Raw genomic sequence first — 13,808 nt, 5'->3', positions numbered from 1 at the left:
GGCGGTAAATATTTAGGCTAAAAGAGGTCAAAATGCTCATTCTTCGTGGTACTCCGGCTCTGTCGGATTTCCGTCTGCAAAAGCTTTCATCTGATTTTAAGGCCGCTGGGATTCCGGTTGCATCTGTGTATGCCGAATTCCTCCATGTGGTGGATCTGTCCGCCGACCTGACCGCTTCCGAAAAGGAAACGCTCGAAAAGGTCCTTCATTACGGCCCGATGCGCGAAGTCAAGGCGCTCGAAGGTGAACTCTTTGTGGTCTGCCCGCGTCCGGGTACGATCAGCCCGTGGAGCTCGAAGGCTACCGATATCGCTCACATTTGCGGCCTCCCGGCAATCAAGCGCATCGAACGCGCCATTGCTTACTACGTGAAGTTTGAAGGTGCAGCTCCTGCTGGCGCACGTGAAAAGATTTCTGCCAAGATTCACGACCGCATGACGCAGGCTGTGTTTGCTGATACTGCCGCTCTCGAAGTTCTCTTCAGCAAGGAAGAACCGCGTCCGCTCAATGTGATTCCGGTCCTTACCGAAGGTCGCAACGCTCTCGTGAAGGCCGACAAGGAAATGGGCCTTGCCCTCTCCGCCGACGAAATCGATTATCTCGTCAAGAACTTTACCGAACTCAAGCGCAACCCGACCGACGTTGAACTTTACATGTTCGCTCAGGCCAACTCGGAACACTGCCGCCACAAGGTGTTCGGTGCCGAATGGACTATCGATGGTGTGAAGCAGGACAAGTCCTTGTTCCAGATGATCAAGAACACTTACCAGCTCCACAATTCCAACATCTTCAGCGCTTACAAGGATAACGCTGCTGTGATGAAGGGTGCAACGGCTGGCCGCTTCTACGCTGACCCGCGCAACAACAAGTACGACTTCCACAACGAAGAAGTCGACATCCTCATGAAGGTCGAAACCCACAACCATCCGACGGCTATTTCTCCGTTCCCGGGTGCCGCTACGGGTAGTGGTGGTGAAATCCGCGACGAAGGTGCAACGGGTAAGGGTTCCAAGCCGAAGGCTGGCCTTACGGGCTTCAGCGTTTCGAACCTCAAGCTTCCGGGTGCAGTTCAGCCGTGGGAAAAGGACTTTGGTAGTCCGTCCCGCATTGCATCCGCTCTCGACATTATGATTGACGGCCCGCTCGGTGGTGCCGCATTCAACAACGAATACGGTCGTCCGAACATCCTCGGTTACTTCCGTACGTTCGAACAGGAAGTCAATGCCCAGAACGGCAAGGAAGTCCGCGGTTACCACAAGCCGATTATGTTGGCTGGGGGCTTGGGCAACATCAAACACCAGCATATCGAGAAGGGCCACATCGACCCGGGTGACCACTTGATCGTTCTCGGCGGTCCGGCCATGTTGATCGGTCTTGGTGGCGGTGCAGCAAGCTCTGTTGCTAACGGTGCCGGTAACGAATCTCTCGACTTTGCTTCTGTGCAGCGTGAAAACCCGGAAATGGAACGCCGCTGCCAGGAAGTCATCGACCGCTGCTGGGCGATGAACGAAGAAAACCCGATTACGTTTATTCATGACGTGGGTGCAGGTGGACTTTCTAACGCCTTCCCGGAACTCGTGAATGATGGCGGCCTCGGCGGTAAGTTTGAACTCCGCAACGTGCCGAACGACGAACCGGGCATGAGCCCGTTCGAAATTTGGAGTAACGAATCCCAGGAACGTTATGTTATCGCTATTGCTGGTGACAAGCTCGATGTGTTCGACGCTATCTGTAAGCGTGAACGCTGCCCGTACGCTGTAGTGGGCGAGGCTATCCCTGAAAAGCACTTGACCCTTACGGACAAGCACTTTGGCACGACTCCGATTGACATGCCGCTCGGCGTGCTCCTCGGTAAACCGCCTCGCATGATCCGCAATGAAAAGTCCCAGAAGCGCCCGCTCTCTTCTCAGGTGGTGCCGGCTGGTGTGACGGTGAAGGACCTTGCACATCGCGTGCTTGCTAACCCGACCGTTGCAGATAAGACGTTCTTGATTTCCATTGGTGACCGTTCTGTGACGGGTATGATTTGCCGTGACCAGATGGTTGGTCCGTGGCAGGTGCCGGTTGCTGACTGCGCCGTGACGAGTGCAACGCTCGACACGTACGAAGGTGAAGTCATGAGTATGGGCGAACGCGCTCCGATCGCTCTCATTTCTCCGGCTGCTGCAGCACGCATGACGGTTGCTGAATCCCTCACGAACATGGCTGCCGCTTGTGTCCCGGATATGGGCCGCGTAAACTTGTCCGCAAACTGGATGGCTACGCCGAACTACGAAGGCGATGGCGCTGACCTTTACGAAGCTGTGAAGTCCATCGGTATGGAACTCTGCCCGGAACTTGGCATTACGATTCCGGTCGGTAAGGACTCCATGAGCATGAGCACCGTGTGGCAGGACGAAAAGGGTAGCCACCGCGTGACCGCTCCGATTTCGCTCGTTATCAGTGCGTTTGCTCCTTGCGCTGACGTTCGCAAGACGCTCACGCCGCAGCTCTTGCAGAAGAAGGACACGACGCTTGTGCTCGTGGACCTCGCTCGTGGCAAGAACCGCATGGGTGCATCCATTGCCGCTCAGGTTTACAACCTCCTCGGCGATAAGGCTCCGGATGTCGATTCCGCTAAGGAACTCCGCGCCTTCTTCGAAACGATCCAGAAGCTCAATGCCGATGGCAAGATTATGGCTTACCACGACAAGAGCGATGGCGGCCTCTTCACGACGGTGGTCGAAATGGCATTTGCCGGTCACGTGGGTGTGACGCTCGATGCTACAGCTCTCAAGGGCAATGTGATTGACGCTTTGTTCAACGAAGAACTCGGTGCCGTTCTCCAGGTCGCAAACGCAGACCTCGCAGCTGTTAAGGCTGCATTTGAAGCTGTCGGTCTCGGCGATACCGTTTCTGAAATCGGTAAGCTCAACGATACGTACAACATTGTGATTGGCGACTACGCCGAAGGCCTCTCTGACCTCCGCGCCATCTGGAGTGATACGACTCGCCGCATTGCCGCTCTCCGTGACAATCCGGAATGTGCCGAAAGCGAATACAAGCTCAAGCTCGAACAGGACGATCCGGGTATCACGCCGAAGGTCACGTTCGATCTCGCTGCAAGCGCCAAAATCATCAAGGATTACGCAAGCCGCCCGAAGATGGCTATTCTCCGTGAACAGGGCGTCAACGGCGAACTCGAAATGGCTGCTGCATTTGCAAAGGCTGGCTTCGAATCTATCGACGTTCACATGACGGACATCCTCTCTGGTCGCGTAAGCCTCAAGGACTTCAACGGTCTCGTCGCTTGCGGTGGCTTTAGCTACGGTGACGTTCTCGGTGCAGGCGAAGGCTGGGCCAAGAGCATCTTGTTCAACCCGAAGGCTCGCGCTGAATTCGAAGCTTACTTCAACCGCAAGGACACCTTCACGCTGGGCGTTTGCAACGGCTGCCAGATGGTCTCGAACCTCAAGGATTTGATTCCGGGCGCTAAGCACTGGCCGCGCTTTGTGCAGAACATCTCCGAACGCTTCGAAGCTCGTTACTGCTCTTTGAAGGTCGAAGATACGCCGGCTGTGCTCCTCAAGGGTATGGCTGGTTCAGTCCTCCCGATCGCTGTTGCTCACGGTGAAGGTCGTGCCGAATTCGCAAGTCGCGAAGCCGCTGAAGCATGTCTCAAGACGGGTCTCGTGGCTCTCCGCTATGTCGACGGCAAGCACGAATACACCGAACGCTATCCGCTCAACCCGAACGGTTCTCCGTTTGGCATCAACGGCCTCTGCTCTGAAGACGGCCGCGCTCTCGTGATGATGCCGCACCCGGAACGCGTATTCCGCACCTGCCAATACTCTTGGCACCCAGCAGAATGGGGTGAAGATGGCCCGTGGATGCAGCTGTTCCGCAACGGCCGTATCTTCGTAGGGTAATAACCGCGCCTTACACGCTTGAAAAATCCGCTTCTTGCTTTACCGCAGGGGCGGATTTTTTTTTGTGAAAATCTATAATGTCACAATATGACATCGTAAAAGACTATATTAATTCATGAACAATTTTATGTTGCCTTTTTAGCTTGTAGGCGATTGGAGGTTTTATGAATAAGAACAATTTTTCGTTAATTGACAAGAAAAATAATAACGGTGAGAAAGACGAAATTATTGTTTATCAGCCGGAGGGCGGTGAATTTCACATTGAATTTCGCGTAGAAAACGAAACCGTATGGTTGACACAAGCGCAGATGGCGGAGTTGTTTGATGTTCATCGCCAAGCAATCACCAAACATGTGAAAAATATCTATGAATCTCTTGAATTGGATGAAATGTCAACTAGTTCCATTTTGGAACTAGTTCAAAAGGAAGGAAATAGAGTTGTAAAACGTTCCGTAGCGCTTTATAATTTGGATCTCATTATATCTGTTGGATTTCGTGTAAACACTCAAAAAGGAATTGAATTCCGTCGATGGGCGAACCTAGTTCTTAAGGAGCATTTGCTTAAGGGATATAGTGTTAATCAACGATTGATTTCTCAAGAAAATAAAATTGAGAATCTAGATTCTCGTGTCGTTAACCTTGAAAAGCAGGTAGACTTCTTTGTCAAAGCAAATATTCCTCCTAGTGAAGGCGTTATACCAGCTAATGCTCGTTGGAGCGGTTATGAATTTGCTGTGCAATTAGTTCGCTCCGCGAAAAAAGAAATCATAATCATAGATCCGTTTGCTAATGATACATCGCTTTCGCTTGTTGCAAAACGTGTTGCTGGTGTTAATGCCGTCATTTACTCTGCTCGAATTACGCATGCGATGAAGGATGAAGTTAATCGTATAAATCGCCAGTTTCCAACTGTTGAATTGCGGACAATGCGTGAAGTTCACGACAGATTTATCATCGTTGACGAAACTGTATATCATGTTGGGGCTTCAATTATGGATTTAGGCTATAAAATGACTGCGTTTTCGGTACTGAACCTTGTGACCAAGGAACAGTTGCTTGCTTTGGTAAAGTGAATCCCAATCTCTAGTCAATTGGTGTAGATTTTTGTATTTTCTAGGCGGAAAAAGCGAAAAAGAAATGAAAAAGCTTGTTATTTACATTCATGGGAAAGGCGGCTATGCCGACGAGGCCAATCATTACGAGACCCTTTTCCCGGATTTTGATGTCATCGGTTTTGATTACAAGGCTGAAACCCCGTGGGATGCCAAGCAGGAATTTTCGGCTTACTTTGACGCGGTTGCCGCAAATTACGATGAAGTCATGCTTATTGCAAATAGCATTGGCGCGTTCTTCTCGATGAACGCTTTGGGCGAAAAACGCATCAAGCAGGCGCTCTTCATTTCGCCGATGGTGAACTTGGAAAAGCTCATTTGCAATATGATGCTTTGGGCGAATGTCTCCGAAGATGAACTCCGCGAAAAAGGTGAAATTGCGACGAACTTTGGCAAGACGCTTTCTTGGAAATACCTTTGCTACGTGCGAGAAAATCCCATCAAATGGAATATCCCGACGCATATTTTGTACGGCTCCAATGACAATTTGACCGACCTTGAAACGATGCGCGAATTTGCACAAAAAGTGGGCGCATCGCTCACGATTATGCAAGGCGGCGAACATTGGTTCCATACCGACGAACGGATGGATTTTTTAGATAGGTGGATTGAAAAATGTCAGAACAAACATTAACTCGCGAAAACTTAATTGAATTTTTCGGTGAACAAGAATATGAAAAACTCTGCCGCCACGAGGCGGGCCACGCTTTAATCGCATTCCTGTTCAAGCGCCAGATTGATTACGTCAGAATCAACAATTCCAAGGAAAAACCGAGCGCCACGCGTATGCCCGGGAGCTCGCTCGATGGTGCCGCTCACATCGCTATTGCGGGCCACATGTCGGACTTTTTGATCCGTAAAAATTTCGCTTGCGATCTCGACACTGTTATGAAAGAACTCCCGATGGAGCTTTACAGGAGTGACCCTGATTACCAGAGTTTCCAGGCTGCTTGCTATTACTACCAGCTTGCCGAAACAAACGTTGTCGAACAAGTTTACAATCTCATGATGGCTTGCCAAAAGTCGCTCACCGCAATCGTCGCCGCCTTAAGCGAAAAAACGAATTTGAGTGGTGCCGACCTCGCCGCCATTATGAGCGGTAAGTAATCCCGTTGCAGTCCCGTCATCCTGAGCAACGCGAAGGATCCATAATTTCTCGTATATACATTATTTTACTTTTTATTATAAAATCTCTGCAAAGCTATGTTTTTATATTGTTAGTATGCATAGCTTTTACAAATTCTTTTACCTCCTCCTTGCTACAAGCGTTCTGCTCTCTTGCGAACGCAAGCAAGTGAATAAGCCTATTGACGTTTCGCCGGATTCTTCACACAAGATTTACGGCTTTGTCCGTGATACGAGTGCTTACGCGATGGTCGTCGATACGTCCGTTCACGATAGCGCTTTCCGCGAAGAAACTGTCCCTGTAGAGAAAGGGGGCTTTGCGGAGTATTTTTCAAGTTTTCACCAAAAGGGTTCCCCTGAAACTAAAATCTTCTATGCCTATTCGGATTCTATAAGTCCATTTGTAAAGGGACGTTCCCAAAAATCGGCTTTTATAGATTTGGTCGCTTTGGCCTATGCTAGACACTATGCCATGGAAATAAGTCCAGACGATATCTGGCTGTTGATTTTAGATGGTTTCCGCTTGCATGTAAAGAGCAATAGTGATTCTTTGAAAGACCGTTTTGTTGGCCCTGATGTCGATACGGACATTAAGGTCTTTGCGAATCACCTGACTATGGAATCTACGCACGAAGAATGGTTTGGCGTCATTGCAGATTTTTTCGATAATCTTCAAGAAAAGTTGCCGCCAGAAACGGGTGCTCCGTTGCGGACGAAATTTTCGACCACAAGCCCGGTCGATTACAATATTTCCCGTTCTATGGTCATGGCCATAGCGTCTGAATATTATACATTTTTTGCCTATACTTTCTGCGGTATTCCCCAAATAAGGATTAATGGCACAAAAGAGGATTGGAGCTTGTTGAAGGATTCTTTTAATAAGCTTGCAACTCGCCTTGATATGGAATGGTGGTTACAACAGTTAAATCCGATTCTTGATGAATTTGTTAAAGCTTTCGATGGAAATAGTTCTATCGCTTTTTGGAAAAATATATATAAGCTATACGAACCCAAAGGATGTGGAAATCCTAAATTCAATGGCTGGTTCTCCAAGTTCTATCCGTACTTGATGGGATATTCTGATAAAATGGAGTTTGTAAAACGTACAGATTGGGAACATGATGTCGATTTCGAAACCCTGCCGAATGCTCTTACGTCTGTTGATGTTAAATGGAACTATTTGGGTCAAGAAATTCCTTTGAAACTTTATACAGGATTTGTCGGAATCCAGGTGGATACGACTTCGAAAATGCTGAAGGCTGCTAGAGGGTACGCTTTGCGTTCGCAATGTGGCTGGTGCGATATAAAGAATGTTGCGGATACAATGACTTATATTCCTGGGAAACCGCATCGTATGCTAGAGATGTTGGCCATCTCGGATTCAATGAATATCTATGACAAAAACGGCCTCTCTTTTGCGACGCATGACCGCAATGAAATTGAGAATTTTATAAAGGCTTCGAACTACAAAGACGAATATATGGAACCATCTATACGGTCCAGAATAGAAAAAAAGTATAAATCGATTTTGTCGGTCAACCTGTTCAAAGATGGAAAACTCTTAGATCACTTGCAATATTTCGTTGTGCCTGAAGAGAATGCTGGCGGGATTCTTACCCTCCAGGGCGTGGTTGCAATAAATGACAAGGAACGTATTGAATCCTTCTTTAAGGAACGAAATGTCGCTATTGATGGCGTGGTTAAGGAATTTGAAAATGAACAATCCCTCCCGAAATTGAATATCGATATTCTTGTGGATACGGTTGTCTTAAAAGAGGGAAAATCTCTTAGAGAAGATCTTGAAATGGGTGAATTTAAAACAGGGATAATCCAAGCCTTTAAAAACTCAATGGGCTGGCGCCTCAAGAGATTGTTGTATCGCTATTATAATGATAATTTTGATTTATCCGCAGTAGCAGCGATGGGCTATAAAGAAAAAGGCCGTGTAGATGAGCATGTATCCTTATCCTTGGAGCCTGATTCCAATAAAGAATTCAAAGAGGAATTGAGGGATGTGTTACATTACGGTTATATGCCTCCAGAAGTTCATACGGATATCGGCAATGATGAAATCGCACAAGAAATTGTTGATTTCGTTAAAATCCATCTTGCGTTTACAAGGGAATACCGCATGGTTTGCAAGCAGAATGGGCAAGATGCCAAAGATTCAGTCGATATCATTGGAGCTCCGTCTGCAAAAAAGAGCCTTTGCAGTGAAATTAAGTTCTCTAAAGACCTTGCAACAGGCGGTGTTGTCCGCTATGAATGTTTAGAATACAATAAAATAATAGTGCCTAAGAAACGAGAAAAAATGTTGAACTCTAAAGATTCTACACTTGCAGACTCTCTTATGGCTAGGTTCAACGCTTTGTATGGGGAACCTCGTGAAAGAATTCGTTCCACTTATACAAATGCGTATTTTAACAAGCGTAACGACGTATATGATACTCGTTATAACCTCCCGATATCGCAAGTCGTAAAGCTTAAAATTCCAGCTTGTTTCGTGGAAGAATGATAGATTATGCATAGCCTTTACAAATTCCTTTTCCTCTTCCTTGCCGCATACGCTCTGCTCTCTTGCGAACAGAAACGTGATGAGCCGGTGATTGAGATTTCTTCGAAACCGACCGAGAGTTTTGAAGGCTTTGCTCGCGATACAAGTGCTTATGCGCTGGTTATTGATACGACTGTTCGCGATAGCGTATTCAATGAAAAAATCATCCATGTAAAAAGAGGCGGCTTCGTAGAGTATTTTGCAAACGAAGCGGAGAAAAAGGGGACGAACGGGCAAAAAATTTTTTATGCGTATTCCGATTCTGTGAATCCGTTTGTTAAAGGTTCTTCTGAAGAACCTTCTTTCATTAATCTTGTCGCCCTTGCATACGCCAAGCATTATGCTATGGAAATAAATCCAGATGATATCTGGCTTATGATTTTGGACGGCTTTCGTCTTCATGTCAAGAACAATCGCAAAGCCCTCAAGGACCGCTTTGTAGCTCCGGGTACTGATACTGTGGTCTCGGTTATGGATAATTCGTTGACTCTAGAATCTACGCACAAGGAATGGTTCTATACGCTCTCGGAACTGTTTGATTCATTGCAGGCTAAGTTGCCTCTAGAAACGGGCGCTCCGTTGCGAACGAAATTTTCGACGACAAGCCCTGTGGATGCAAATATTTCTCGTACGATGACGATGGCTGTGGCATCGGAATATTATTCGTATAGGGTTACAACGCTTTGTGGAATTCCGAAAATAAAAGTGAATGGTACAAAAGAGGACTGGACTTTACTCAAGGATTCCTTTAACAGACTAGCTTCACAGTTGGATATGAAATGGTGGGCGGATGGACTTAATCCTATTTTAGATGAGTTTATCAATATTTATGATGGCAAAATAAATCTAAAACATTGGAAAAATATTTATAAGTATTACGAACCCGAAGGTTGTGGTACTCCTGATTTTAGTGGCTGGATTTCAAGATTCTTTCCTTATACAAAAGATTTGTATTCTGATACGGAAAAATATATCAAACGCAATGATTGGAATAAAAAATTAGATTTTAAACAAGTTCCTAGGGGGATTACTTTTATAGATATCCGATGGGAATTCTTTCAGGAGATAATTCCATTGAAACTTTATACCGGTTTTATCGGTATGCAGGTGGATACCACAAATAATATGTTGAAGGCTTCTAGAGGTTACGCTCTTGTCTCTTATGGAATGCAAAAGTTAAAAAATGTTGCTCGGAATACAAAGTATATTCCTGGAAAAGCATATCGCTTGGTGGAATCTTTGGCATTTTCGGATTCCATGAATATTTATGGGGAATAAGGCTTGGTTTATGCAACTAATAACGCTGACGAAATAGAGGAATTTGCTGAATTTTCTTCCTTTGATGAAGAATATCCTGAAGCCGAATCGTGGCGTAGGGAAATGGTCGGGGTTGGTGAACCCAATCTATCTATCAATTTGTACCGAGATGGCAAGCTAGTGGATCATTTGCTTTATTATGCGAAACCTCGAAAGGAAACATTCAAGGAGCGCGTACTCGATTTTTTAACTTCGGATTATGATGGCGCTATGCTTTCGTTGCAGGGCGTTGGGCGATGGAAAAAGCCTGCTGCAATCAAGAATTTTTTTAAGGAACGCGATATTCCTATAAGTGGAACTGTCCATGAATTTGAAAATGAAAAATCTCTCCCGAAATTGAATGTCAAAATTTTTGTGGATTCGGTTTTCCTTAAGAGTGGAAAATCTCTTAGAGATGGTCTAGAAATGCGTGCTTTTAAAACAGGAATTGTCCGAGCAATGAATAATTCTATGGGTTGGCGACTCAAAAGGTTGTTGTATCGCTATTATAAGGAAACTTTTAATTTATCTGGTCTTGCCTCATTGTCGTATAAGGATGATGGTTCTGTATTTTTACCGTCCGCGAGTACTGCGTCTCGTAAGAGTAAAAATAAGGCTTTTGATAAAGAACTTCGTGATATTTTGTATTACGGATGGAAAAATAAGGCTTTTGATAAAGAGCTTCGTGACATTTTGTATTACGGATGGATGCCGCCGAAAGTTCGTACGGATGTCGGCAATGAAGAAACCGCTCAAGATATTATCGACTATGTCTGGATTCATCTTACTTTTACAAGGGATTACCGCATGGTCTGTAAGGAGAATGGGCGAAATGCTAAAGATTCTGTCGATATTGTCGGAGCGTCGGATGCAAAGAAAGATCTTTGTAACGAGATTACGTTCTCGAAAGACCTTGCAACAGGCGGCGTTGTCCGTTATGAATGTATAGAATACAATAAAAAAGTGAAGTACGGGGATCATCCTGAAGAAATCGAGCCAAGGCATACGAACGTTCGTTTTGACAAACATGACGCAGTGTATGATGGCGGCCTCCCGATTTCGCAAGTCGTAAAACTCAAAATCCCACCGTGCTTTGTAGAAGAAAAAATCAATGAAGATGAAAAATACAATGAAGATTTCCGTTTCTAAATTTCTTTTCCTCATCCTTGCCGCATGCGTTCTGCTCTCTTGCGAACAGGAACGTGATAATGTTTCTGTAGATTTTATTCCTGGAAAACCGCGACCTATGCAAGAATCTTTAGCGCTTGCAGATTCTATGGTTGTTTATAACGCGCAGGGCTTGGCCTACACAACGAATAGCTTGAAGGAAATCAAAAAATTTGCCAAGGCTTCGGTACTTGATGAAGAATATGTTGAATATGATAGAAGCCTCAGATATGTTTCTGAAGATGAAGCGAATTTGTCTGTTAGCTTATTTCAAAAAGGGAAACTGATTGATTATTTATTCTACTTTGAAAATCCTTATTCTGGGGATACGGTGTTTGATGGCGTTGTATATTCGTTGCAAGGTTGTGGCAGAATAAAAAAACTGGATCCTATTTATGCGTTTTTCAAGGAACGGAAAATTTCTACAGAGGGTAAAACTGCGGAATTCAAAACACGTCCGAATCTACCAGCGTTGAAAGTGGATATATACATTGACGCTTTTGAACTTAAAGAAGGGAAAAATCTTGGTGATACGATGCCGCCAAGGGAATTTGAAACGGGCCTTATTCAAAGTGTAAAGAAACCTTGTGGTTGGCGGCTTGAACGAGCGCTCAAACGATATTATAAAGAGGGCTTTAATCTTTCTGTTGATGCTACGATTACGTTTGGGGATAGTGGTCGCGTTACGAATGTTTCGATGGATACGGAACATCCCGAGTATAAGGATTTTTTGGAAGAAGTCAAGTCCATTTTATATTATGCCTGGATGCCGCCAACGGTGCAAACTCGTCTTATGGATCCGCTTCCTTGTATGTATTTCTCTGATAATTTGCCTCCGGAATTACAATCACGGAATATTTGGAGTTATGTCGCTGCACAAGAAATTGTCAAGTCAGAAAAGGTCCATCTTTCGTTTTCTAGAGAATATTTCCGATTGGAATGTAAGGGAGAGGGAAGTGAAAAAGATTCTGTTGAGATTGCCGGTTATTCTGGCATTATCAAAGAACATTGTGATGAAATCCGATTTACGAAGGACTTTGCTACGAGCGGAATTAATTATTTGGAATGTATAAAAATAGAGCCGCTATTCACTAAAAAGCCGATTAAATTTCCGACAATATACACGTTGTTTGATCGATACCATGCTATGTACGTCAAAGAAGACCTTTCTTTAAATCAAGTCGTCCAGCTCAAAATCCCGGCCTGCTTTGTGGAAGAATAAATTTTTTATATTGTTAGTATGCATATCCTTTACAAATTCTTTTTCTTTATCCTAGCCGCATACGTACTTTCTTCTTGTGGAGACGAAAAAGTCATCAAATTGTCTTCGAACGCGAAGCAAAGTTTCGAAGGCTTTGTCCGCGATACGTGTGCGTATGTCATGATCGTTGATTCTAGCGTTCAAAGCAAACCTTTTAAAGAGAAACTTGTTCCTGTTGAAAAGGGTGGTTTTGCAGAACATTTTTCTATAAATAAACAAGAAAGAGGACGCAAGATTTTTTATGCGTATTCTGATTCGATAAGCCCTTTTATCAGTGGAACGTCTGATATATCATCATTCTTTGATGTCGTTGAACTTGCGTTTGCCAATCATTATTCTCTGGAAATAAACCCAGATGATATTTGGCTTATGATTTTGGATGGTTTCCGCTACCATGTCAAAAGCAATCGCGAAGCTTTGAAAGATAAGTTTGTTACTCCGGGAACGGATACTGTAGTTACTTTTGAGGATAATTCGCTGACCACCGAATCAACGCATCATGAATGGTTCTGGACGCTTGCGAATTTATTTGAAGTCTTGCAGTCCAAGTTGCCCGAAGAGACTGGGTTGCCGCTTAAAACAAAGTTCTCGACGACAAGCCCGGTGGATTACAACATTTCTAGTGCGATGGTCATGGCTGTGGCTGCTGAATATTACGAGTATGTGGTTTCTTCGCTTTGCGGAATCCCCAAAATCAAGATAAATGGTAAAAAAGAAGACTGGATTTTGCTCAAGGATTCTTTTAACAGACTTGCATCGCGTCTGGATATGGATTGGTGGGCTGTTGGGCTTAATCCTATTCTTGATGAATTTATCAATGTCTTTGAAGGCAAAATAAATATGGATCATTGGAGAGGAATATACAAGCGTTACATTCCAGAATTTTGTGGCAATGTGACCTTTAATGGTTGGATTTCTAGATTTTTCCCGTACACTGGATTAGATATAAACGAGAGTAATTATTTAAACGAACGTATTGATGCTTATAAAAGGCATTCTCCAGATTGGAATGAACAACTGGATGTTAATAATGTTCCTAGAGGAGTGACCTCGATACGGATTGAATGGAATTATTCAGGTGAAAAGATTCCTTTGAGGCTTTATACCGGTTTTATTGGTATTCAAGTTGATACTACCACGAATATGTTGAAAGCTGCCCGAGGCTATGCTCTTTTCGAAAACGATGTGAAAGAATAATTTTCTTAAAACGGGATGGAAATTCCCACTTAAGCAGGTGTTGCCCATAGCTCAGAGCGTAGCGACCCCATAGCCCATACCTGTTTGACAAATCGTCAACACTTTTAACGGCTGAACTTGGGCTTTTGCCGTGCTTTGAGCGTATATTTAAATTCGGTGTTATGGTCTTTCGTTGTTTGGGGATAAAA

General features: G+C 44.7%; 9 protein-coding genes. All 9 read left to right on the top strand.

The window, feature by feature from the left end:
• The first annotated feature begins 32 nt into the window (after nt 1-32).
• Complete coding sequence (purL, locus tag FSU_RS01705; protein WP_014545188.1) at nt 33-3,908, top strand: phosphoribosylformylglycinamidine synthase; 3,876 nt, start codon at nt 33-35, stop codon at nt 3,906-3,908.
• Nucleotides 3,909-4,072: 164 nt separating this feature from the next.
• Nucleotides 4,073-4,981: a virulence RhuM family protein gene (locus FSU_RS01700; protein ID WP_014545187.1), complete on the top strand. Its 909-nt coding sequence runs from the start codon at nt 4,073-4,075 to the stop codon at nt 4,979-4,981.
• 64 nt (nt 4,982-5,045) lie between these two features.
• Nucleotides 5,046-5,654 (top strand): alpha/beta hydrolase, encoded by a 609-nt coding sequence (locus FSU_RS01695; RefSeq protein WP_041917811.1) that lies wholly within the window; start codon nt 5,046-5,048, stop codon nt 5,652-5,654.
• Nucleotides 5,636-6,127 carry a hypothetical protein gene (locus tag FSU_RS01690; RefSeq protein WP_014545185.1) on the top strand — a complete coding sequence of 164 codons (492 nt, stop codon included), beginning with the start codon at nt 5,636-5,638 and terminating at the stop codon, nt 6,125-6,127. The genes FSU_RS01695 and FSU_RS01690 overlap by 19 nt, the downstream gene beginning before the upstream one ends.
• 187 nt (nt 6,128-6,314) lie before the next feature.
• A complete protein-coding gene (locus tag FSU_RS01685) occupies nt 6,315-8,660 on the top strand; it encodes a DUF4419 domain-containing protein (protein WP_244263692.1) in 2,346 nt (781 codons plus the stop codon).
• A 6-nt stretch (nt 8,661-8,666) separates the two neighbouring features.
• Nucleotides 8,667-9,977, top strand: coding sequence for a DUF4419 domain-containing protein (locus tag FSU_RS01680; RefSeq protein ID WP_014545183.1), 1,311 nt, complete (start codon nt 8,667-8,669; stop codon nt 9,975-9,977).
• Nucleotides 9,978-9,980: 3 nt separating this feature from the next.
• On the top strand, nt 9,981-11,144 hold the full coding sequence (locus tag FSU_RS01675; protein WP_015732500.1) for a hypothetical protein: 1,164 nt from the start codon (nt 9,981-9,983) through the stop codon (nt 11,142-11,144).
• A complete protein-coding gene (locus FSU_RS01670) occupies nt 11,107-12,384 on the top strand; it encodes a hypothetical protein (protein WP_014545181.1) in 1,278 nt (425 codons plus the stop codon). Before FSU_RS01675 ends, FSU_RS01670 begins: the two co-directional genes overlap by 38 nt.
• A gap of 18 nt (nt 12,385-12,402) precedes the next feature.
• Nucleotides 12,403-13,620, top strand: coding sequence for a DUF4419 domain-containing protein (locus tag FSU_RS01665; RefSeq protein WP_014545180.1), 1,218 nt, complete (start codon nt 12,403-12,405; stop codon nt 13,618-13,620).
• Nucleotides 13,621-13,808: the final 188 nt, after the last annotated feature.

It is taken from the genome of Fibrobacter succinogenes subsp. succinogenes S85, from assembly GCF_000146505.1.
Lineage (GTDB): Bacteria > Fibrobacterota > Fibrobacteria > Fibrobacterales > Fibrobacteraceae > Fibrobacter > Fibrobacter succinogenes.
Note: the sequence above shows the minus strand (reverse complement) of the source record. Positions and strands in the feature narration are given on the sequence as shown.

Excerpts from the sequence above, each read along its gene's own strand:
- purL (WP_014545188.1), top strand. The coding sequence starts at position 33 with ATGCTCATTCTTCGTGGTACTCCGGCTCTGTCGGATTTCCGTCTGCAA.
- FSU_RS01700 (WP_014545187.1), top strand. The coding sequence starts at position 4,073 with ATGAATAAGAACAATTTTTCGTTAATTGACAAGAAAAATAATAACGGT.
- FSU_RS01695 (WP_041917811.1), top strand. The coding sequence starts at position 5,046 with ATGAAAAAGCTTGTTATTTACATTCATGGGAAAGGCGGCTATGCCGAC.
- FSU_RS01690 (WP_014545185.1), top strand. The coding sequence starts at position 5,636 with ATGTCAGAACAAACATTAACTCGCGAAAACTTAATTGAATTTTTCGGT.
- FSU_RS01680 (WP_014545183.1), top strand. The coding sequence starts at position 8,667 with ATGCATAGCCTTTACAAATTCCTTTTCCTCTTCCTTGCCGCATACGCT.
- FSU_RS01670 (WP_014545181.1), top strand. The coding sequence starts at position 11,107 with ATGAAGATGAAAAATACAATGAAGATTTCCGTTTCTAAATTTCTTTTC.
- FSU_RS01665 (WP_014545180.1), top strand. The coding sequence starts at position 12,403 with ATGCATATCCTTTACAAATTCTTTTTCTTTATCCTAGCCGCATACGTA.